The sequence below is a fragment of the Kitasatospora sp. NPDC127116 genome (assembly GCF_042677365.1).
Lineage (GTDB): Bacteria > Actinomycetota > Actinomycetes > Streptomycetales > Streptomycetaceae > Kitasatospora > Kitasatospora lactacystinica.
This window is the reverse complement of sequence record NZ_JBHXTL010000084.1, coordinates 1-23,028: the sequence shown is the minus strand read 5'-3', so window position 1 is coordinate 23,028 and position 23,028 is coordinate 1. Positions and strand designations below refer to the sequence as shown.

At 75.2% G+C, this 23,028-nt stretch carries 7 protein-coding genes and 1 pseudogene; 7 read left to right on the top strand and 1 reads right to left on the bottom strand.

All coding sequences use genetic code 11. The features are described from left to right. The first annotated feature begins 117 nt into the window (after window positions 1-117). The 3 genes from ACFVHV_RS28935 (at window position 118) to ACFVHV_RS28925 (ending at window position 2,400) form a co-directional block, all read left to right on the top strand. A complete protein-coding gene (locus tag ACFVHV_RS28935) occupies window positions 118-1,395 on the top strand; it encodes an MFS transporter (RefSeq protein WP_380354768.1) in 1,278 nt (425 codons plus the stop codon). An 84-nt stretch (window positions 1,396-1,479) separates the two neighbouring features. Further along, window positions 1,480-1,932, top strand: coding sequence for a very short patch repair endonuclease (locus ACFVHV_RS28930; RefSeq protein WP_380354766.1), 453 nt, complete (start codon window positions 1,480-1,482; stop codon window positions 1,930-1,932). A 33-nt stretch (window positions 1,933-1,965) separates the two neighbouring features. After that, window positions 1,966-2,400 carry a glutaredoxin domain-containing protein gene (locus tag ACFVHV_RS28925; protein ID WP_380354763.1) on the top strand — a complete coding sequence of 145 codons (435 nt, stop codon included), beginning with the start codon at window positions 1,966-1,968 and terminating at the stop codon, window positions 2,398-2,400. 79 nt (window positions 2,401-2,479) lie between these two features. Here the strand turns inward: ACFVHV_RS28925 and ACFVHV_RS28920 are convergent, their stop codons facing one another. Beyond that, on the bottom strand, window positions 2,480-5,521 hold the full coding sequence (locus ACFVHV_RS28920) for an AAA family ATPase (protein ID WP_380354795.1): 3,042 nt from the start codon (window positions 5,519-5,521) through the stop codon (window positions 2,480-2,482). A gap of 230 nt (window positions 5,522-5,751) precedes the next feature. Here ACFVHV_RS28920 and ACFVHV_RS28915 point away from each other — a divergent pair, with 230 nt between their 5' ends. From ACFVHV_RS28915 to ACFVHV_RS28900, 4 genes and pseudogenes are all read left to right on the top strand, one after another. Next, window positions 5,752-6,897 (top strand): transposase domain-containing protein, encoded by a 1,146-nt coding sequence (locus tag ACFVHV_RS28915; protein WP_380354761.1) that lies wholly within the window; start codon window positions 5,752-5,754, stop codon window positions 6,895-6,897. A 700-nt stretch (window positions 6,898-7,597) separates the two neighbouring features. Continuing rightward, complete coding sequence (locus ACFVHV_RS28910) at window positions 7,598-8,335, top strand: alpha/beta fold hydrolase (RefSeq protein ID WP_359898533.1); 738 nt, start codon at window positions 7,598-7,600, stop codon at window positions 8,333-8,335. Between the two features lie 164 nt (window positions 8,336-8,499). After that, on the top strand, window positions 8,500-9,753 hold the full coding sequence (gene ccrA / locus ACFVHV_RS28905; protein ID WP_359898534.1) for a crotonyl-CoA carboxylase/reductase: 1,254 nt from the start codon (window positions 8,500-8,502) through the stop codon (window positions 9,751-9,753). A 262-nt stretch (window positions 9,754-10,015) separates the two neighbouring features. Further along, window positions 10,016-23,028 (top strand): annotated as a pseudogene (locus tag ACFVHV_RS28900) (type I polyketide synthase); the annotation flags it as partial.

The following is a 23,028-nucleotide window of genomic DNA, read 5'->3' as shown; positions in this document are numbered from 1 at the left end:
CGGGCCGCTTCTCCAGCACCCCGGCGGCGACCGGCGCCTTGAGGCGGTCGGTGAGGACGCGGCGGCTGACGCCCGGTCCGGTGCAGTGGACAGGTTGCGACAGAAGGGGTGGGCCCGATGGTGGATGTGACGACGCGGACAGCGGTCGCGGCGGACCGGGGAGCGGAGCACGAGGCGCGACGCCGGACTTCGGCAGGAGTGTTCTGGCGCTACTGGACGGGATCGCTGGTCAGCCGGCTCGGGGACCAGGTGACCAGTGTCGCCCTGCCGTTGATCGCCGTGCTCACCCTGCACGCGACGGCCTGGCAGGTCGGCCTGATCACCGGCGCCGGGTACCTGGCGTGGCTGCTGGTCGGACTGCCGGCCGGCGTCCTGGTCCACCGGCTCCCGCTGCGCGGCACCCAGGTGGTGACGGACCTGGTGCGCGGGCTGGCCGTGGCCTCGGTTCCGGTGGCGGCCGCGCTGGGCGGCCTCGGCCTGCCGCACCTGGTGGCGGTCGCGCTGCTGGTCGGGCTGGCGAGCGTGGTCTTCGACGTCGGCAACTCCACCTTCCTGCCCTCCATCGTCCCCAGGGAGGAGCTGACCGCCCGCAACAGCCTGCTCTCCGGCAGCAGCGCCGCGACCGAGCTGGCCGGCCCCTCGCTCGGCGGGGTGCTGGTCCAACTCGTCGGCGGCGCGGCCGCGATGGTGCTGGACGCGGTCAGCTACCTGGTCTCGGCGGCCCTGCTGCGCAGCCTGCCGCGCGCGGAACGGTCCGCCGTCGCCCGCCCGGCCGGCGCGGGGATGCGGGAACAGATCCGCGAGGGCTGGCACTTCGTCACCCGGCACCCGGTGATCGGGCCGTGCGCCGCCGACGCCACCGCGGTCAACTTCGTCGCCGGCGGGCTGATGACACTCACCCCGGTGTTCCTGGTCGACACCCTCGGCGCGCCGGCCGCCGCCGTCGGCGCCCTGATGGCCACCGGCGGCCTGGGCAGCCTGATCGGCGCCGCCCTCACGCCCCGGGTGGTCTCCCGGATCGGCAGCGGCGGCGCCCTGCGGAGGTCGGCGCTGACCGCCGCGCTCTTCACCTTCCTGCTCCCGGCGGCCGGCTCCGGCTGGGCGGCGCTGGTGTTCGCCGTCGGCAACGCGGGCTTCTCGGCGGGAGTGGTGGTCACCAGCATCGTCACCCGCACCCACCGGCAGACCCACACCCCGCCGGAGCTGCTGCCCAGGGTGATGGCCACCGTCCGGTTCGTCTCCTGGGGCGCCATCCCGGTCGGCGCGGTGCTGGCCGGGGCCGCCTCCACGGCCTGGGGCCCGCGCACGGCGCTGCTCCTGCTGGCGGTGTGCAGCCTGGCCGGCCCGGCGATCCTGCTGGCCGGTTCGATCCGCCGGGTGCGCGACCTCGCCTGAGCGGGGAAGCCGAGGGACGGCGGCGGGCGACCGGCCTCTCCCTGGCCGCGTACGACTGTCGGACGGGTGGACGAGAATGGCAGCATGTCGCCGGTACCGTCCACACCCGCCGTCTCCGCCCGCATGAGCCGACAGGCATCGCGGGACACCGCCCAGGAGCTGGCCGTCCGCCGTCTGCTCCATGCCGGCGGGTACCGCTACCGTGTCCAGCGGCCGGTGCCGGGCATGCCTCGCCGTACGGTGGACATCCTCTTCCCGGGGCCGAAGGTGGCGGTCTTCCTCGACGGCTGTTTCTGGCACGGGTGCCCGCAGCACGCCACGCACCCCAGGAGCAACGCCGAATGGTGGCGGACCAAGCTGGGCCGCAACATCGAGCGCGACACCGAGACGACGGAGCACCTGCGGGACGAGGGCTGGACGGTGCTCCGCTTCTGGGAGCACGAGAAGCCCGAGGAGGTCGCGCTGCGGGTCGCCGAGACGGTGGACCACGAACGGAAGCGCCCCGCCCGGGCCGCCCCGTCCAGGCGGGGGGTCTGACGGGTCGGAAGCGGCCGGATAACCTGGGGCGCCATGATGCGTGTGTGGATGTTGCCGCTGCTGCTGGTGCTCGGCGGTGCGGCCGTCGCGAGCGGCCCGGCCCTCGAAGGGAACGGCGGGGTGGCCGTCCTGTTCCTGGTGCCGTTCGTCGGGCTCGCGGCCGTGAACTCGCCGCTGGTCTTCCCGAAGTCGCTCGGCGCGGCCGAGGCGCAGCGCCGCAGCGCGGCCGACGGCCGGCCGGTGGTGTACTGGCGGCCGGGCTGCAAGTACTGCCTGCGGCTGCGTTTTCGGCTCGGCCGGTCGGCCCGGCGGCTGCACTGGGTCGACATCTGGAGCGACCCGGAGGCGGCGGCGGTCGTACGGGCGGCCAACGACGGCAACGAGACCGTGCCGACCGTCGTCGTGGACGGCCGGCCGCACACCAACCCGGACCCCGCGTGGGTGCGCGGCCGGCTGTCCGCCACCTGAGCGGCGGGCGCGCCGCCGCACCCCGTCGACGCGGAGGGCGGTGCCACCGATCCGCTCGGTGGCACCGCCCTGGTCGGTGTCAGCCGACGGCGACTCCGTCGGCGCCCAGGCCGGCCGTGTTGCCGACGGCCTTCAGCGCATCCGCGGAGGAGGCGGCGCGGCACGCCATCTCCACGGCGTGGAAGCCGACTTCGGGTCCGACCCGGTCGGCGGGGCCGCCGGGTGCGTCGCGGAAGACGGCGACCTCGCCCGGGAGCAGCTCCGAGCGGAGCAGGCTCGCCAGGCCGGCCCGGCCGCTCAGGCTCAGCTTGCGGTAGATGCGCGTCAGGTGCTGTTCCACCGTGCTGACGGTGATCCAGAGCTTGTCGCTGATCTCCCGGTTGCTGTCGCCCTCGGCCGCCAGTTTCGCCACCCGGAGCTCGGCCCGGCTGAGGCCGGTGAGCAGCGAGCCCACCGCCCCGCCCGGGGTGGTCGCCGGGGGCGGTCCCAGCGGGAGCGCCGGCTCGTCGTCCTCGCGCGGGCCGTCCTCGGCCGGGCGGCGGTCGCCGCAGTCCCCGAGCCCGGTGTCGGTGAGCGGGTCCGCGCGCGGTTCCTCGTCGGGCCCGAACCCGTCGCCGACGGACCGCCCGTGTTCCACGGCCGGGGCGAATCCGGCCCGGATCCGCTGGGTCCCCGCCTCCGTCCGGGCCGGTTCGAGCCGGTCGCCGGGCGTCCGCAGGCGGTCGACGGCCTCCTGCAGCAGGGCGGGCTTCTCCCGGCCCCCGTCGTGGTCGGCCAGGATCCGGAGCAGGGCGCCGCGGGTGCGGTCGTCCAGGGACGGTTCCCGCAGCTGACTTGCCGCCAGGTCCCGGGCGGCGACCGGGTCACCGGCCTGGAAGGTGGCCTCGACCAGGCTGGCGGTCAGCGGGATCAGGGCGGGGATGTCCAGTTGCCAGACCCTGAGCCGACGGGCGCAGGTCCGGAGGTCGTCGAGCGCCTCCGTGGTCCGCCCGGCCGCCAGGGCGAGCCGGCCGCGGGCGTGCAGGTAGCGGATGCCCATCACGGTCTCGAACATGGCGCTCGGGACCTCCCGGCCGGCCTCCTTGGCGGCGTCGTCCGTCCGGCCCAGCGCGAGGTGGGCCTGGATGAGCACCGACAGCGGGTAGCCGATCGACACCCCCCAGTTCTCCTCGCCCGCCAACGACAGGGCGTCCGAGGCGAGTTCGGCGGCGGTCTCGGGGTCCCCGTCGCGCAGGCACACGTCGGCCCGGGCCGCCTTGAGCTGGGCCAGCCAGGTGGTCGCACCCCGACGGGTGGCGTGGCCGATCAGCTCGTCGCACCAGAGCAGGGCCCGGCCGGGCTGGTCCCCGTCGGCGAGGGCGAGGATCGCCGTGGTGATCGCTTCCAGCGGCATCCCGTCCACCCGGCAGGAGGACAGGACGCGTTCGGCGAGCGAGGCGCTCTCCGCGTCGCCGCCCCGGGCCCAGACCCGGGAGAAGACCCCGATCGCCTCCGCGGCCGCGGGCAGGCAGGCGCCCCCGCTCCCGGTGCCGCAGAGCTCGTCGAGGTTCCAGGACCGGGTGAAGGACGGGCCGAAGAACCAGTGGAAGACGTGCAGGAGTTCGACGCCGTCCTCGTGCCCGAGGGTGAGGTGCGAGCGCTTCGCCTCCGCGAGGACGGTGGAGACGGTGGTGAGGTCTCCCCGCCACAGCAGCGCCCGGATCAGCGCGACGACGTCCTTGCCGGTGAGCTTGCCCTCCACCAGGGCCTCGCGCAGCGCGCTGGTGTGCGGGGCGACCGCGCTGGGGTTGGTCTGCCAGGTGGAGTGGACGTAGGTGCGCAGGGTGGCCAGGTGCTGGTCGTCGTTGGCCGCGGCCAGCGCCAGGTTGAGGTAGAGGTGTGCGGTCGAGGTCTTCCCCTCGGCCAGCTCCTGCTCCGCGGCGTCGGTGAGGATCGGTACGGTCCAGTCGCCGTCGGCCTCGCCCGCGGCGACGATCTGGGCGGCGATGACCGTGGTGGCCATGCCCAGGTCGCGCCGGAGCTTCGTCGCCCGGGTGTACAGCGTGGTCTGCTCGGTGCGCGAGAGCGAGGCGAGCACGGCGGCCGCGACGTTCGGGTGACGGAACTCGTCGCCGGCGGTCAGGCCGGCGTTGGTGAGGATCTCCAACGCGTGCCCGACGCACCGCTGGTCGAGGTCGAGCAGCCGGCCGAGCAGCGCCGGGGAGGCGTGCTCGCGCAGGACGGCCATGCCGCTGGCGACCGCGAGGATCTGCGGTTCCCAGCGGTAGAGGCAGGCCAGGACGGCCATTTCGAAGGACCGGCCGACGCGCGGCAGGTCGTCGGGCCGGGACCGGTCGTGGGTGGCGTCGAGGTGGTTGTCCTCGATCAGGGCGTGGACCAGGATCGGGTTGCCCCCGCTCAGCCGGTGGACGGCCGGGGCGAGTCGCGGCGCGATCGAGTGGTCCGGGGTCCGTTCCAGGATGGTGCGGACGGTGTCCTCGGACATCGGCTTGAGCTGGACCCTGCTGTGCGGCGCGCGGGTCACCTCGGCGCGGAACAGCGGCAGTGTGGGCTGCGGCCGGTCCCACTCGTTGAGCACCATGAGCATGCGCTGGGGGCGCATGCGGCGCTGGAGGTAGAGCAGCGCCTGGAGCGAGGCGGTGTCCGCGAAGTGCACGTCGTCGATGCCGACCACCACGGACCGGCCCTCGCAGGCGCCCAGGAGGACGTTGCAGAGCCGACGGATGGTCTCGTTCTCGACGGCCTGCGGCCGTTCGAAGCGGTGGTCGGGTTCCAGGTGGTCGCCGAACGCCTCCGCGACCAGGGCGGATATTTCCGCGGCGAGTTCGTTCGGCAGTTCGGCGCAGCGCAGCAGCTGCTCGATGACCCCCATGGGGAGATCCCGTTCCGCCCGCGAACCGGTCGCCTGGAGGACCAGTGCTCCTTCTTTTGCCGCCAGCGCCGAGAAATCGTGCAGAAGTTGGGTCTTACCACTTCCCAGGGTTCCGCTGACGAGGACCACCCGACCGTTCCCGCAGGACAGTCCCTCGAACAGGTCCAGTAAATACTCCAACGCTTCATGCTGTTCGGCTCGAATCAGCAAGAATGCCTCCGAGTTGTTGTGTAAAAGCCTTGCATCCACCGCAACGGAAAGGCTGACTCCCCCGTTTTGCCTTGAGCCTCCATGACGTTGCGTGATCACTCAGATGCACGGTGTACACAGCGCGAGGGGAACGCCGGCGGGACCGAGTGCCCGGGTTTGCATCTACTTTCACCCTAGGCGAACTTCAACGGCGAACGCTAGGGACTCCGTTCAGCGCAACACCGGTGACTTAAGCATCGTGCGTGTAGCGTGGTTTCAGGAGGTGTCGGATGTCGCGACCAGGGCAGTTCGGCCCGGAACCGGGCGGGGGACTGCCCGACCGCATCGCGGTCGGGCTGCTGACCGGGTCGTTCCCGCCGGAGCTGGTGGAGCGGGTGGTGGCCCGGTGCGGGCGGGAGGGGCAGCGGAACCGCCTGCTGACGCCGAAGGTGACGGTCTACCTGGTCCTGGCGATGTGTCTGTTCCCGGGCCACGGCTACCAGGAGGTCGCCCGCAAGCTCGTCCGGGGACTGGCCTGGGCGGGGCGCTGCACGGCGCCGGGGCAGGTGCCCAGTACGGCGGCGATCTCGCGGGCCCGGGTGAAGCTGGGGGCGGAGCCGTTCAGGGAGTTGTTCGCCGAGGTCGTCCGGCCGGCGGCGGTCGAGGAGGCCGGGCGGGCCGGGCAGGTCGGGCAGGTAGGGGGTGTCCGGTACCGGGGGCGGCGCCTGGTCGCCGTCGAGGGCGCGGCGATCGAGGTGCCGGACAGTGCCGAGAACGTGGCGTACTTCGGACCGCCGGAGCCCGGGGGCGGGTACCCGCGGGTGCGGCTGGCGGCCCTGGTCGAGTGCGGCACCGGCGCGGTCGCCGCGGCGGCCACCGGCCCGTCGGCGGCCGCCGTGCCGAACCTGGCCCGGGGCCTCTTCGACCGCCTCGGCGGCGGGGACCTGCTGCTCGCCGACCAGGGCGGGTTCGACGCTCCGGCGGTGTGGCGGGACGCCTCGGCCGGCGGGGCGGACCTGCTGTGGCGGGTCGGTCCGGACGCGGTGCTGCCGGTGCGTCAGCTGCTGGGCGACGGCTCGTTCCTGTCCGGGTTCGCCGCCGACGGGGGCGGTCGCGGCGGTGGCGGGTCGGGCCGGTCGACGGGGTCGGCGGGGGCGCCGGTGGTGCGGGTGGTCGAGGACCCCTCGGCGGGGGAGCCGGGCCGGCTGCTCACCACGATCCTCGACCCGGGGCGGGCCCCCGCCGCGGAGCTGGCCGCGCTGCACGGCGCGTGGAGGTCGGGGGCGAGGGCCCTGCGGGACCTGGCGGCCGATCAGCTGGAGGCCGTGCGGGTGCTGCGCTCGCGCTCGCCCGAGGGGGTCGAGCAGGAGGTCTGGGGGCACCTGCTGGTCCATCACGCCCTGCGCCGGCTGCGGGTCTCCGGCCCGGATCGTTAAGTCACCGGTGCGGTGAAACTGAATCAGCCGTTCCACTTCTCCGTGATGGCCGAAACGTGACGGCGCATTCCGGATCGGTGCGCATATCCGATGGGACGGAGGGCCCGGGGGCTTTTCGGTGGTGCCGGAACGGATCGGAGGCGTTCGTTCCGCACACGTTCTGCCTGCCAGGCCCGCAGGTCCCACCGCCGGCCCCGGGGATTCCCCGGCCGGGCGCCGGCGGCGGTTCCACCGGTGGAATCAGCGCGTCCGGTTCGATCGGTTCCGCCGGCCGGCACCCCTAAAGTTGGCCGGGCACCGCCCCCTAACCTCCCCCCCGGTCCGACGAGGCGCCCTTGCCCCGACGGCGCCGCCGACATAGGGCGTGCCCCGGCGCGACCCGACCGCCCGCGCGGCCGCCGCGCTCCAGCGGCCCGGGAAGGTGCCGGGCGCCGGCGGGCATCCCCTACCAGGGCGGCCGCAGGACCACGCGCGCGTGCGCCCGCGCCGTGCGGCTAGGGGTTGTCGGGCCGGGCCGGGCCGGTCACGGTAGGAGCCGTTGAGGTCCCGACAGGACAGCGGGCGACCGGAGCCGGCCACGAACCCTCGTGCGCTCCCGCCCGCGGATCAAGGTGAGACGCGCGGTCCCGCAGGTCCGCGGGCGGTGCCTCACCGGTGTCGCGGTCCCACCACGCCGACCGCCGGAGGGATTCCAGTCACCATGGCAGCTATCGACGATCTGTGGGTGCGCCGCTACCACCCCGCGCCCGAGGCCCGGCACCGGCTGATCTGCCTGCCGTACGCGGGCGGGTCCGCGAGCTACTTCTTCCCGGTGTCCCGCGCGCTGTCGCCGCAGGTCGACGTCCTCGCGGTGCAGTACCCCGGCCGTCAGGACCGGCGCCAGGAGCCCTGCGTGGAATCCGTGCAGGAACTGGCCGACCTGCTGGTCGACGTCGTCAAGCCGTGGGCCGACCGCCCGCTGTCGCTGTTCGGCCACAGCATGGGCGCCTCCGTGGCGTTCGAGCTGGCGCTGCGGCTGGAGGACCTCGGCATCGTGCCGCACACGGTGTGGGCCTCCGGGCGGCGCGCCCCCGGCGCCCACCGCGACGAGCGGTTCCACCAGCTCGACGACCAGGGCCTGCTCACCGAGATCAAGCGGCTGGACGGCACCGACAACAACCTCCTCGACGACGAGGAGATGGTGCGGATGGTCCTCCCGGTGCTGCGCAGCGACTACCGGGCCGCCGAGACCTACCGCCCCACCCCCGGTGCCGCGCTCACCGCGCCGGTCCTCGCCCTGGTCGGCGACGACGACCCGAAGGTCACCGTGGACGAGGCCCGGAAGTGGGCCGAGCACACCTCGGGCCCGTTCGAGCTCGAAGTCTTCCGCGGTGGCCACTTCTACCTCAACGCCCACGCCAACACCGTCGTCGACCGGATCCGCACCAGGCTCGGCTGACCGCTCCGCCGTTCCTCCGCGTCATCCGTCCACGCGAAGTTCCGCCGCGTCATTCATCCACGCGAATCGACCGTGTTGAAGGGCAGCCGGTTTCGAACCGGTTCTAGAGCTGCTCTGCGAGCCGGTCCTCGGAAATCCCGGAAAACTGCCCAGAGGAGTCGTTCGTGTCCAAGTCGCTCTACGAACTCGGTGAGATTCCGCCGCTCGGCCTCGTGCCCGAGCAGATGTACGCGACCGTCATCCGGCAGGACCGCTTCGGCGAGCCCCTCAAGGCGATGCAGACCGAGGTCGTCGACGTGCCGGAGCCCGGTTACGGCGAAGTGCTGGTGTACGTCATGGCCGCCGGAATCAACTACAACAACGTCTGGGCGTCGCTCGGCGAACCCATCGACGTCATCGCGATGAGACAGCGGCTGCTCGGCGAGAAGGAGGATTTCCACATCGGCGGCAGCGACGGTTCCGGAGTCGTCTGGGCCGTCGGCGAGGGCGTCAAGCAGTTCAAGGTCGGCGACGAGGTCATCCTTTCCGGAGCGACCTGGGACGAGACGGCGGAGGACGTCCGCACGGGCGTCGACCCGATCGCCTCGAAGTCGCTGCGGGCCTGGGGCTACGAGACGAACTACGGCTCCTTCGCCCAGTACACCGTGGTGCGCGAGCACCAGCTCCACCGCAAGCCGGCCAACCTGTCCTGGGAGGACGCCGGCGGCTACCTGGTCACCGGCGCCACCGCCTACCGGCAGCTGACCGGCTGGGCCCCGCACGACGTCCGCCCGGGCGACCCGGTGCTGATCTGGGGCGGCTCCGGCGGCGTCGGCTCGGCGGCCATCCAGATCGTGAAGCTGCTCGGCGGCATCCCGATCGCCGTGGTCTCCAACCCGGACCGGGTCCAGTTCTGCCTGGACCTCGGCGCCGCGGGCGTGATCGACCGCCGGGAGTTCACCCACTGGGGTCGGCTGCCGGACCTCGACGACGAGGCGGCCGGCCGGGCCTGGACGGCGGAGGCCCGCCGGTTCGGCGCGAAGATCTGGGAGATCCTCGGGGAGCGCCGCAACCCGAAGATCGTCGTCGAGCACCCCGGCGAGGACACCCTGCCGACCTCGCTGTTCGTCTGCGAGAACGGCGGCATGGTCGTGCTCTGCGGCGGCACCAGCGGCTACAACGGCGACCTCGACCTGCGCTACCTGTGGATGCGCAGCAAGCGCCTCCAGGGCTCGCACGCCTCGAACACCCGGGAGAACCGCGCGGTCATCGGGCTGATGGCGGACGGCCGGCTCGACCCGTGCATCACCTGGTGCGGCACCTTCGACCAGATCGGCGAGGCCCACCAGATGCTCTACGCGAACCAGCAGGGCGTCGGCAACCTGGCCGCCCTGGTGAACGCCGCGGCACCGGGGCAGACCTCGCTGCGGACCGGCTGAACGACGGGACGGGAGCCGCGCCGCCCCGGCGGCGCGGATTTCCGGAGCGAATAACGGAGCGGGAACCGCGCGAATGCGGTTCCCGCTCCGACGGCGAACGGCCCGGAACGGCCCGTGCCATCTGATGTCCTTTTTTCTGGGGTCGGCTAGGGGTATCGCGCGGGGATTCTCTCCCTAGGATGCGAAACGCTGCGGTCTCACGGGTAATCGGTACCGGCTGCGGTCCACCGCCGGCCGGGAGTAGGGGTTGATCAGCGTGGGGGAAGAGCAAAAGTATCTCGAATACCTGAAGCGGGTGACGGCCGATCTCCGGCGCACACGTCGTCAGCTCCAGGTGGCGGAGATGCGCGAGCGCGAGCCCATCGCGATCGTCGCGATGGCCTGCCGTTACCCGGGCGGCGTGAGCTCGCCGGCCGACCTGTGGCGGCTGGTGACCCGCGGCGGTGACGCCATCACCGGTTTCCCCGAGGACCGCGGCTGGCCGGCCGGGTCCGGCTACGCCGACGAGGGCGGATTCGTCGACGGGGTCGCCGAGTTCGACGCCGCGCTGTTCGGCATCTCCCCGCGCGAGGCGCTGGCCATGGACCCGCAGCAGCGGCTGCTGCTGGAATCCGCCTGGGAGGTCGTGGAACGGGCCGGGATCGACCCGCGCTCGCTCTCCGGCAACCGGGTCGGCGTCTTCGTCGGCGCCTCCGCCTCCGGCTACGCCGAGGGCGCCCACTCCCTGCCCGAGGGCGCCGCCACCCACCTGGCCATCGGCAACGCGGCCAGCGTGGTGTCCGGCCGGGTCGCGTACGCGCTGGGCCTGGAGGGCCCGGCCGTCACCGTCGACACGGCCTGCTCCTCCTCCCTGGTCGCCCTGCACCTGGCCGTCCACGCGCTGCGCGCGGGCGACTGCGAGCTGGCGCTGGCCGGCGGCGTCACGGTGATGTCCTCGCCGAGCGTCTTCGCGGAGTTCAGCCGCCTCGACGGCCTGGCCGGCAACGGGCGCTGCAAGGCCTTCGCCGAGGGCGCCGACGGCACCGGCTGGGGCGAGGGCGTCGGCCTGCTGATGGTCGAACGGCTCTCCGACGCCCAGCGGCTGGGGCACCCGGTGCTCGCCGTGGTGCGCGGCAGCGCCGTCAACCAGGACGGTGCCTCCAACGGCCTCACGGCCCCCAACGGCCCGTCCCAGCAGCGGGTGATCCGTCAGGCGCTGGCCGGCGCGGGGCTCGCCCCGGCCGACGTGGACGCGGTCGAGGCGCACGGCACCGGCACCCGGCTCGGCGACCCGATCGAGGCCCAGGCCCTGCTCGCCACGTACGGGCGGGAGCGTGCCGAGGGCGGTCCGCTGTGGCTGGGCTCGGTCAAGTCCAACATCGGGCACACCCAGGCCGCGGCCGGCGTGGCCGGTGTGATCAAGATGGTGCAGGCGATCCACCACGGCGTGCTGCCGGCCACCCTGCACGTGGACGCGCCCACCCCGCACGTGGACTGGAGCGAGGGCGGCGTCGAGCTGCTCACCGAGGCCCGGTCGTGGCCGGAGACCGACCACCCCCGCCGGGCCGGCGTCTCCTCGTTCGGCATCAGCGGCACCAACGCGCACGTGATCATCGAGGCGGCGCCCGCGCCCGCCGAGCCGCAGGCCGAGGGCGAGGCCGGGCCGGACGCCGGCACCGAGCCGGCCGCCCAGGCCGCCCAGGTCTCCCAGGCCGACCCGGCCCCTTCGGCCCCTTCGGCACCCGCGCCCGCCGCCGGCCGGCCGCCGCTGTGGCCGCTCTCCGGCAAGGGCGCGGCCGGGCTGCGCGCCCAGGCAAGCCGACTGCGCGCCCACCTCGCCGAGACCGAGGCGCCCGACCCCGTCGACCTCGCCTGGTCGCTCGCCACCACCCGCGCGGGCCTGGACCACCGCGCGGTGGTCCTCGGCGACCTCCTCCCGGGCCTGGACGCGCTCGCCGGGGGCGACCCGGCCGCGGCGGTGACCGGCGTGGTGGGCGAGGGCCGCTGCGCCTTCCTGTTCACCGGCCAGGGCTCGCAGCGCGCGGCGATGGGCCGGGGGCTGTACGAGGCCTTCCCCGCCTTCGCCGAGGCCTTCGACGCCGTCTGCGCCGAACTGGACCGCCACCTCGACGGATCGGTCAAGGACGCGGTCTTCACCGGCCGCGGCCTCGACCTGACGATGTGGACCCAGGCCGGCCTGTTCGCCGTCGAGGTCGCGGGCTTCCGGCTGCTCGAATCCTGGGGCGTGGCCCCCGACTTCCTGCTCGGCCACTCCGTCGGCGAACTCGCCGCGGCGCACTGCGCGGGCGTCCTCACGCTCGCGGACGCCTGCGCCGTGGTGGCCGCGCGCGGCCGGCTGATGCAGGCGCTGCCGTCCGGCGGCGCGATGCTCGCCGTCCGGGCCACCGAGGCCGAGGCCGTCGAGGCGATCGCCGGACGCGCCGACGTCGCGGCGGTCAACGGGCCGTCCTCGGTCGTGGTCTCCGGCACCGCGGAGGTGATCGACGAACTGGCCGCCCGCTGGGCGGCCGAGGGCCGCAGGACGAGCCGGCTGACGGTCTCGCACGCCTTCCACTCCGCCCTGATGGAGCCGATGCTCGCGGACTTCCGCGCGGTGCTGGAGACGGTCTCCTTCGCCCGCCCCCGGATCGCGATCGTCTCCAACCTGACCGGAGCCGTCGCCGCGCCCGACCTGCTCACCACCCCGGAGTACTGGGTGCGGCACGTGCGCGAGGCCGTCCGGTTCGCCGACGGCGCCGCCTGCCTGGCCGCCCGGGGCGTGACCCGCTTCGTCGAGCTCGGCCCGGACGGCGTGCTCTGCGGGATGGCCCAACAGGCCGGTGCCGAGGGCGTGTTCGCCCCGTTGCTGCGTCGCGACCGGGACGACGCCGAGTCGGCGCTGACCGCACTGGCCCGGATCTGGACGGCCGGCGTCGAGGTCGACTGGCGCACCGTGCTGCCCGAGGGCCGCCGGGTGGAGCTGCCGACGTACGCCTTCCAGCGCGAGCGCTACTGGCCGCAGAGCATGGCGGCGCCGGTCGGCCCGCCGCGCGAGGCCTCGGACCAGGACGTCCGGTTCTGGGCGGCGGTGGAGCGCGCGGACCTCACCGAGCTGGCCACCACCCTGAAGCTGGAGGAGGCCCCCGGCCTGCTGGACGAGGTGGTCCCCGCGCTGGCCGCCTGGCGGCGCTCCCAGCGGCAGGAGTCGACCGTCGACTCGTGGCGCTACCAGGTCACCTGGAAGCCGCTGACGGGCCTCGGCGACACCGCCCCGCTCACCGGCGACTGGCTGCTGTCCGCCGACCCCGAGGACGGGCGGGCGGAGGCCGTCGAGCAGGCCCTGCGGGCCGCCGGCGCCACCGTCCTGCGCTGCGCCCCCGGGGCGTGGCCGACGGCCGACCCGGCCGGCCTGGCCGGTGTGGTCGCGCTGCCGGCCGGCGCCGACCCGGCCGCCGAGGCGCTGGCGACCGTCCAGGGCCTCGGCGAGGCGGGCATCGACGCACCGCTGTGGCTGCTCACCTCCGGCGCCGTCTCGGTGGGCCGGTTCGACCCGCCGAGCGACCCGTCGGCGGCCCGGGTGTGGGGGCTCGGCCGCGTCGCCGCCCTGGAACTCCCGGACCGCTGGGGCGGGTTGATCGACCTTCCGGCCACCCTGGACGCCCGGGCCGGCGCCCGGCTCGCCGCGGTGCTGGCCGGCGCCACGGGCGAGGACCAGGTCGCCGTGCGCGGCTCCGCCGGCTACGGACGCCGGCTGACCCGCCCGGAGCCGGCCCGGACCGCCGAACGGCCGTGGACCCCCTCGGGCACGGTGCTGGTCACCGGCGGCACCGGCGCCCTGGGCGCGGCCGTCGCCCGCTGGCTGGCCGAACGCGGAGCGCCGCACCTGCTGCTGCTCGCCCGGCGCGGCGCCACCGCACCGGGCGCCGAGGACCTGGTCGCCGAGCTGACCGCCACCGGCACCCGGGTGACCGTCGAGGCCTGCGACGTCGCGGACCGGGAGGCGCTGGCCGCGGTGCTCGCGCGGATCCCGGCCGACCTCCCGCTGACCGGCGTGGTGCACGCCGCCGGCGTCGCGGCGCACGGCCCGATCGAGGAACTGCGCCCCGCCGACCTGGCCGCCGTCGTCGACGGCAAGGCGGCCGGCGCCGCACACCTCGACGAACTCACCGACGGCCTGGACCTGTTCGTCACCTTCTCCTCGATCGCGGCGACCTGGGGCAGCGGCGGCCAGGCCGCCTACGCGGCCGGCAACGCCCACCTGGACGCGCTGGTCGACAACCGCCGCAGCCGCGGCCTGTCCGGCACCTCGATCGCCTGGGGCCCCTGGGCCGAGGCCGGGATGGCCACCCGCGGCGAGGCGGCCGACTTCCTGCGCCGCCGCGGGCTGAACGCGCTCGACCCGGCCCTCGCCGTCCGCGCCCTGGCGCGGGCCGTGGACCACGGCGAGGGCTGCGTGACCGTCGCCGACGTCGACTGGGGGCTGTTCGCCCCGGCCTTCACCCTGGGCCGACCCAGCCCGCTGCTGGCCGACCTGCCCGAGGCGGCGCCGCCGGTCGAGGGGGAGGGCTCCGACTTCGAGCTGGGCACCGCGCTGCGGCAGCGGCTCACCGCCGGGCCCGCCGGTCAGCGCCACCAGGTGCTGGTGGACCTGGTCCGGGAGCGCGCGGCCGCCGTGCTGGGCCACCGCACCGCCGAGGCGGTCGACCCCGAGCAGGTCTTCCGCGACCTCGGCTTCGACTCGCTGACCGCCGTCGAACTGCGCAACCTGCTGAACGCGGAGACCGGCCTCCGGCTGCCCGCCACCCTGGTCTTCGACCACCCGACGCCGACCGCCCTGGCCGCGTACCTGCTCGGCGAACTGTTCGACGAGCCGGACGCGCCGGCGGCGCCCACCCGTGCCGCGGCCGCCGTCGCCGCCGACGACGACCCGGTCGTGATCGTCGGCATGAGCTGCCGCTACCCCGGCGGGGTGGAGTCCCCCGACGACCTGTGGCGGCTGGTGTCCGAGGGCGAGGACGGCGTCACCGGCTTCCCCGCCGACCGCGGCTGGGACCTCGCCGACGACGAGGGCTCGTACGCCCGGCAGGGCGGCTTCGTCGCCGGGGCGACCGGCTTCGACGCGGCGCTGTTCGGCATCTCCCCGCGCGAGGCGCTGGCCATGGACCCCCAGCAGCGGCTGCTGCTGGAGGCCGCCTGGGAGGTCCTCGAATCGGCGGGGCTGGACCCGCGCTCCGTCCAGGGCGCGCAGATCGGCGTGTTCGCCGGAGCGTCCAACTCCGGCTACGGCACCGGCGGCCTCGGGCTGGCGGGCGCCGAGGGGCACCTGCTGTCCGGCACCGCCAACAGCGTCATCTCCGGCCGGGTCGCGTACACCTTCGGCCTCGAAGGGCCCGCCGTCACCGTCGACACCGCCTGCTCCTCCTCGCTGGTCGCCCTGCACCTGGCCGTGCAGGCGGTGCAGCGCGGCGAGTGCGAGCAGGCCCTGGCCGGCGGCGTCACGGTGATGGTCTCCCCGGCGGCCTTCGGCGAGTTCGACCGCCAGGGCGGGCTCTCCTCGACCGGACGCTGCCGCTCCTACGCGGGCGCCGCCGACGGAACGGGCTGGGGCGAGGGCGTCGGCCTGCTGCTGGTCGAGCGGCTCTCCACCGCCCGGCGCGAGGGCCACCGCGTGCACGCGGTGATCCGGGGCAGCGCGGTCAACCAGGACGGCGCCTCCAACGGCCTCACCGCGCCCAACGGCCCCGCGCAGCAGCGGGTGATCCGGCAGGCGCTGGTCAACGCGGGCCTGTCCACCCGGGACGTCGACCTGGTCGAGGGCCACGGCACCGGCACGGTGCTGGGCGACCCGATCGAGGTCCAGGCGCTGCTGGCCACGTACGGTCAGGGACGGCCGGAGGACGGCCCGCTGCTGCTCGGCTCGATCAAGTCCAACATCGGCCACACCCAGGCCGCCGCGGGCGCGGCCGGCGTGATCAAGATGGTGCAGGCACTGCGCCACGGGATCATGCCCGCCACCCTGCACGTGGACGAGCCCAGCCCGCAGGTGGACTGGTCGCGCGGCGCGGTGGAACTGCTCACCGAGGCCCGGTCCTGGCCCGAGCTGGACCGGCCGCGCCGGGCCGCCGTCTCCTCCTTCGGCATCAGCGGCACCAACGCCCACGTCATCATCGAGCAGCCCCCGGCCGTCGAGGCCGAGCGGGCCCCGACCCCCGCGCTCGCGCTGCTGCCGCTCTCCGCCCACACCCGGGACGGCCTGCGGGCCCAGGCGCAGCGGCTGCGCACCTTCCTCGCCGACTCGGACGCCGACCCGCGCGACACCGGTCACGCGCTCGCCACCACCCGTGCCGCGCTGGAGCACCGCGCGGTGCTGGTCGGCGACGACCGGAAGGAACTCCTCGGCCGGCTGGCCGACTTCGACGGCACGACGGCCGCCACCGCGGTCCCCGGCGGCACCGCGTTCCTGTTCACCGGCCAGGGGGCCCAGCGGGCCGGCATGGCCGAGGAGCTGTACGCGCGCTTCCCGGTGTTCGCCGACGCCTTCGACGCGGTCTGCGCCGAACTGGACCCGGCGCTGGACCGGCCGGTCCGCGAGGTGGCGGCCGACGGCGTGGACCTGAACCTGACCGGCTACGCCCAGACCGCCCTGTTCGCGGTCGAGGTCGCCACCTTCCGGCTGCTCGAATCCTGGGGCGTGGTGCCGAACCTGCTGCTCGGGCACTCGATCGGCGAGGTCGCGGCGGCGCACTGCGCCGGGGTGTTCTCGCTGGCGGACGCCTGCCGGCTGGTCGCGGCCCGGGCCCGGCTGATGCAGGCGCTGCCGGGCGGCGGCGCGATGCTCGCGGTGCGGGCCGAGGAGGCGGAGGTCCGCGAGGTCCTGGCCGGCCGGGCCGACGTCGCCGCGGTCAACGGGCCCGCCGACCTGGTGGTCTCCGGCGACGCGGCGGTGATCGACGAACTCGCCGCCCGCTGGCGGGCCGAGGGGCGCCGGACCGCGCGGCTGGCGGTCTCGCACGCCTTCCACTCGGCGCTGATGGAGCCGATGCTCGCGGACTTCCGCGCGGTGCTGGAGACGATCGCCTTCGAGGCGCCGCGGATCGCGATCGTCTCCAACCTGACCGGCGCCCTCGCGGACGCCGACACCCTGGGCACGCCGGACTACTGGGTGCGCCACGTCCGGGAGACCGTCCGGTTCGCCGACGGCGTGGCCTGCCTGCGCGAGCACGGCGTCCGCAGGTTCATCGAGCTGGGGCCGGACGGCGTGCTCTGCGGCATGGCCCAACTGACCGTCACCGACGGGGTGTTCGTAACGATGCAGCGTCGGGACCGGACCGGCGCGGAGGCGGTCGCGGAGACCGTCGGCGCGCTGTGGACGGCCGGCGTCGCGCTGGACTGGCGGGCCGTGCTGGGCGGCGGCCGGCGGGTCGAGCTGCCGACGTACGCCTTCCAGCGCGAGCGGTACTGGCCCGAGCCGGGCCCCGTCCCCGCGCCCGCCAACGGCGCCGTGGACGCCCTGGACGCCCGGTTCTGGGACGCGGTCGAGCGCGCGGACCTGGGCGAGCTGGCGAGCACCCTCGCCGTCGATTCGGCGGGCGAGCTGGAGCCGCTGCTGCCCGTGCTGTCCTCCTGGCGCCGCCGTCGCCGGGCCGACGCCGTCGTCAACTCCTGGCGCTACCGCGTCACCTGGAAGCCGGTCACGGACGGGCTCGGCGCGGGGGCGCTCACCGGAACGTGGCTGGTCGTACTGCCGGACGGGGCTGACGGCGCGGGCGAGGCGGCCGGGCTGCCCGCGGCGCTGCGGGCCGCCGGGGCCGAGCTGGTCGAGCTCCGCTGCGACCCGGTGGCCGAGGGCCGGGCGGCGCTGGCCGGACGGCTCGCGGAACTGCCCGCCGAGTACGCGGGCGTGCTGTCGCTGACCGCGCTCGGCCCGGACGGGCTGACCGCCTCGGTGGTCCTGCTCCAGGCGCTCGGCGACGCCGCGATCGGCGCGCCGCTCTGGACCGTCACCAGCGGCGCGGTGTCGGTGGGCGGCTCCGACCCGCTGCGCGATCCGCTCCAGGCCCAGGTGTGGGGTGCCGGGCGGGTCGCCGCGCTGGAGCACCCGGACCGCTGGGGCGGGCTGGTCGACGTCCCCGCCGCCGTGGACGGCCGGGTCGCCGCCCGGCTGGCCTCGGTGCTCACCGGCGGCCAGGGCCTGGACCAGGTCGCCGTGCGCCCCGCCGGGGTCTACTCCCGCCGACTGGTCCGGGCGGCCGCCGAGGACGTCCCGGCCGAGCCGTGGACCCCCTCGGGCACGGTGCTGGTGACCGGTGGCACCGGGGCGCTGGGCGCGGAGGTGGCGCGCTGGCTGGCAGGTCGGGGCGTTCCCCATCTGGTGCTGACCAGTCGTCGCGGTTCGGCTGCCGAGGGCGTGGACGCGCTGGTGGCCGAGCTGGCCGGGCTGGGTGCCCGGGTGACGGTCGCCGCCTGCGACGCCGCCGACCGGGCGGCGCTGGCGGCCGTGCTCGACGCGATCCCGGCCGAGCTCCCGCTGACCGGCGTGGTGCACGCGGCCGGCGTCGCCGAGACCGCACCGCTGGACTGGACCGGCCCCGCCGACGTGCGCTCCTCCACCGGTGGCAAGGTCACCGGCGCGGCGCACCTGGACGAGCTCACCGCCGGGCTGGACCTGGAACTGTTCGTCACCTTCTCCTCCATCGCGGGCGTCTGGGGCAGCGGCGGGCAGGGGCTCTACGCCGCCGCCAACGCCTACCTGGACGCGCTGGTCCAGCAGCGGCGCTCGCGCGGCCTGGCGGGCCTCTCGGTGGCCTGGGGCCCCTGGGCCGAGGCCGGGATGGCGGTGCGCGGCGAGGCGGAGGACTTCCTGCGCAAGCGCGGACTGCCCGCCCTGGACCCGAAGCTGGCCGTCACCGCGCTCGCCGCGGCGGTGGACCGGCGGGAGACCTGCGTGGTGGTCGCGGACGTGGACTGGGAGCGGTTCGCCCCGGCGTTCACCTCCAGCCGCCCCAGCCCGCTGCTGGCCGACCTGCCCGAGGCCGCCCAGCGGCCGGCCGCGGAGGAGTCCGCCGCCGAGGGCGGCACCGCCCTGGTGCGCCGGCTCGCGGCGGCCCCGGTCCCGCAGCGGGGCCGGATCCTGCTGGACCTGGTGCGGGCGCGGGCCGCCACGGTGCTCGGACACGGCACCGCCGAGGCCGTCGGAGCGGACCGGGCCTTCCGGGACCTGGGCTTCACCTCGCTGACCGCGGTGGAACTGCGCAACGCCCTGGGCACCGAGACGGGCCTGGCACTGCCGGCCACCCTGGTCTTCGACCACCCGACCCCGAGCGAGCTGGCCGAGCACCTGGCCGGTGAACTGCTCGACGACCTGGACGGCCCGGACGGCCCGAACACCGCTCCGGAGGCGGTCCGGGTCGACGGCGGGGCCGCTCCCGGCACCGACGACCCGATCGTGATCGTCGGGATGAGCTGCCGCTACCCCGGCGGCATCGCCTCCCCGAACGAGCTGTGGGAGCTGGTCGCCACCGGCGCCGACGGCATCTCCGGCTTCCCCGTCGACCGCGGTTGGGCGTTCGCGGACGCCGAGGACTCGTACGCCCGGCAGGGCGGCTTCGTCGCCGGGGCGACCCGCTTCGACGCCGGGCTGTTCGGCATCTCGCCGCGCGAGGCGCTGGCGATGGACCCGCAGCAGCGGCTGCTGCTGGAAGCCGCCTGGGAGGCCTTCGAGTCCGCCGAGCTGGACCCGCGCTCGGTGCGCGGCCGGCAGATCGGTGTCTTCGTCGGAGCCTCCTCCTCCGGCTACGGCGGGGGCGGCGCGCACGGCTTCGAGGGAGCCGAGGGGCACCTGCTCTCCGGCACCGCCAACAGCGTGATCTCGGGCCGGGTCGCCTACTCCTTCGGCCTGGAGGGGCCGGCGGTGACGGTGGACACCGCCTGCTCGTCGTCCCTGGTGGCGCTCCACCTGGCGGCCCAGGCGGTGCAGCGCGGCGAGTGCGCGATGGCGCTCGCGGGCGGTGTCACGGTGATGGTCTCGCCGGCCACCTTCGGCGAGTTCGACCGCCAGGGCGGGCTCGCCTCGGACGGCCGCTGCAAGGCCTTCGCGGCCGCGGCGGACGGTACGGGCTGGGGCGAGGGCGTCGGCGTGCTGCTGGTCGAGCGGCTGTCGGACGCCCGGCGGCTCGGGCACCGGGTGCTGGCGCGGGTGCGCGGCAGCGCCGTCAACCAGGACGGCGCGTCCAACGGCCTCACCGCGCCCAACGGCCCCGCGCAGGAGCGGGTGATCCGCCAGGCCCTGGCCACCGCCGGACTGACCACCGCCGACGTGGACGTGGTCGAGGCGCACGGCACCGGTACCCGCCTCGGCGACCCGATCGAGGCACAGGCGCTGCTGGCCACCTACGGTCAGGGGCGGCCGGAGGGTAGCCCGCTGCTGCTGGGCTCGATCAAGTCCAACATCGGGCACACCCAGGCCGCCGCCGGCGTCGCCGGGATCATCAAGATGGTCATGGCGATGCGTCACGGCGTCCTCCCGGCCACGCTGCACGTGGACGAGCCCACCCCGCACGTGGACTGGTCGGCGGGCGCGGTGGAACTGCTGACGCGGGCCCGGCCGTGGCCGGAGGACGGTCGGCCGCGCCGTGCGGGCGTGTCCTCCTTCGGCATCAGCGGCACCAACGCCCACGTCATCATCGAGGCCATGCCGAGCCCCGCCCCGGCCGAGCGGACGGCGGCGGCGCCGCCGGTGGTCCCCTGGCTGCTGTCGGGCAGGACCGAACCCGCCCTGCGGGCCCAGGCCGAGCGGCTCGCGGCCTTCCTCGGCTCCGGCGACGGGGCCGACGGGCGGCCGCAGCCGGACCCGGCCGACCTCGGCCACGCCCTGCTCGGCCGGGCCGCGCTCGCCCACCGCGCGGTGGTGCTCGGAGCGGACGCGGCGGACCTCGCCGAGGGGCTCGACACCGTGACGACGGGCACCCCGTCGGCGCACGTGGTCACCGGTGCGACGGTCGAAGGCCAGACGGCGTTCCTGTTCACCGGTCAGGGTGCGCAGCGGGTCGGCATGGGCCGGGGGCTGTACGAGGCGTTCCCCGCCTTCGCGGAGGCCTTCGACGCGGTCTGCGCGGAGCTGGACCTGCTGCTGGACCGGCCGGTCGGGGACGTGGTGTTCGACGGTGTCGAGGATCTGGACCGGACGGTGTGGGCGCAGGCCGGGCTGTTCGCGGTCGAGGTGGCGTCCTTCCGGTTGCTCGAATCCTGGGGCGTGACGCCCGACTTCCTGCTCGGGCACTCGATCGGCGAGATCGCCGCCGCCCATGTGGCGGGCGTGTTCTCGCTGGCCGACGCCTGTGCGCTGGTGGCGGCACGCGGCCGGCTGATGGACGCGCTGCCGAGCGGCGGGGCGATGCTGGCGGTCGAGGCCGCCGAGGCCGAGGTCCGTGACGCGATCGGCGGGCGGCTGGACGTCGCGGCCGTCAACGGGCCCACCTCGGTGGTGGTTTCCGGTTCGGTCGAGGCGGTGGAGGAGTTCGCCGCCCGGTGGAAGACCGAGGGGCGCCGGATTCGCAGGCTGACCGTCTCGCACGCCTTCCACTCGGCCCTGATGGAGCCGATGCTCGCCGAATTCGCTTCCGTGCTGGCCGGGTTGACCTTTGCCGAGCCGCGCGTTCCGATCGTGTCGAACCTGACCGGCGGGATCGCCGGGCCCGGTCTCCTCACCACCCCCGACTACTGGGTGCGCCAGGTCCGTGAGGCGGTCCGCTTCGCCGATGGCGTCGCCCACCTCGACGGGCAGGGCGTCACCCGCTTCGTGGAGCTGGGCCCGGACGGGGTGCTCTGCGGAGCCGCCCAACAGTCCGCGCCCGACGGGGTGTTCGCCCCCGTCGCCCGCCGCGACCGGGAGGACGTGGACACCGCGCTGCGCGCGCTGGCCCGGATCTGGGTCGCGGGCGCGGACGTCGACTGGCGGGCCGTGCTGCCCGCCGGCCGACGGCTCGAACTGCCGACGTACGCCTTCCAGCACGAGCGCTACTGGCCGGAGGCGGTCCCGCCGGCCGGCGACCCGGGCACGGTCGGCCTGGAGCCGGCCGGCCACCCGCTGCTCAGCGCTGCGGTTCAACTGGCCGGTGACAACGGCCTGCTGCTGACCGGACGACTGTCGGTGGCCACGCACCCGTGGCTGGCCGACCACGTCATCCTGGACCGGGTGGTGGTGCCCGGCGCCGCGCTGGTCGAGATGGTCTGGGCGGCCGGCCGCCGGGCCGGCTCCCCGGCGATCCGGGAGCTGGTCCTGCGCACGCCCCTGGTGCTGCCCGAGCACGCCGGGGTGCAGATCCAGGTGAGCGTGAGCGCCGCCGGCGAGACCGGTGAGCGCACCGTCGAGGTCTACTCGCGGCCCGAGGGTACCGGCGACGCCGTCTGGATCAGCCACGCGGCCGGACTCCTGGCCGACGAGGCCGCCGCTGCCGACGCCGGACCGGACCTCACCGTCTGGCCGCCGGCCGGTGCCACGGCGGTGCCGTTGGAGGGTTTCTACGAGGCTCTGGCCGAGGTCGGGTACGGCTACGGTCCGGTGTTCCGGGGTCTGGGTGCGGCCTGGCGGGTGGGTGGGACCGTCTACGCGGAGGTCGCGCTGCCCGAGGCGGCGGCGGGTGAGGCGGGCGGTTTCGGTCTGCACCCGGCGCTGCTGGACGCGGCACTGCACGCGGTCGGGCTCTCCCCGGCCGCCCAGGCCGGGGGCACCCGGCTGCCGTTCGCCTGGACGAGTGCCCGCCTGGACGCGGTGGGTGCCTCGGTGCTCCGGGTGCGGGTCGAGGGTACGGCGGACGGCGTGTCGCTGCTCCTCGCCGACGGCGTGGGCGAGCCCGTCGCGACCGTCGCATCGCTCGCCATGCGGGAGGTTTCGGCGGAGGCGCTTCGGCCGGTCGGTGAGGGTGGGCCGGAGGCGTTGTTCGCGGTGGACTGGGTGCCGGTGCCGGTGCCGGTTCCGGTTCCGGCGGGTCCGGAGGGTGCGGGTTCGTCGGAGTGGGTGGCGATCGGTGAGGTCGCCGGTGTGCGGGGGTTCGTCGATGTGGCGGGCCTGGTAGGGGAGTTGGAGGCCGGTGGGCTGGCGGTGCCGCCGGTGGTGGTGCTGCCGGTGCCGGTCGAGGGCGATGTGTATGCGCTGACGGCCCGGGTGCTGGGTGTGGTGCAGGAGTGGCTGGCGGAGGAGCGGTTCGGCTCTTCGCGCCTGGTGGTGCTGACGCGTGGGGCGGTTGCGGTTCCTGCCGCTGGTGGGGCCGATCCGGTGCAGGCGGCGGTGTGGGGTCT

Excerpts from the sequence above, each read along its gene's own strand:
- ACFVHV_RS28915 (WP_380354761.1), top strand. The coding sequence starts at position 5,752 with ATGTCGCGACCAGGGCAGTTCGGCCCGGAACCGGGCGGGGGACTGCCC.
- ACFVHV_RS28925 (WP_380354763.1), top strand. The coding sequence starts at position 1,966 with ATGATGCGTGTGTGGATGTTGCCGCTGCTGCTGGTGCTCGGCGGTGCG.
- ACFVHV_RS28910 (WP_359898533.1), top strand. The coding sequence starts at position 7,598 with ATGGCAGCTATCGACGATCTGTGGGTGCGCCGCTACCACCCCGCGCCC.
- ACFVHV_RS28935 (WP_380354768.1), top strand. The coding sequence starts at position 118 with ATGGTGGATGTGACGACGCGGACAGCGGTCGCGGCGGACCGGGGAGCG.
- ACFVHV_RS28930 (WP_380354766.1), top strand. The coding sequence starts at position 1,480 with ATGTCGCCGGTACCGTCCACACCCGCCGTCTCCGCCCGCATGAGCCGA.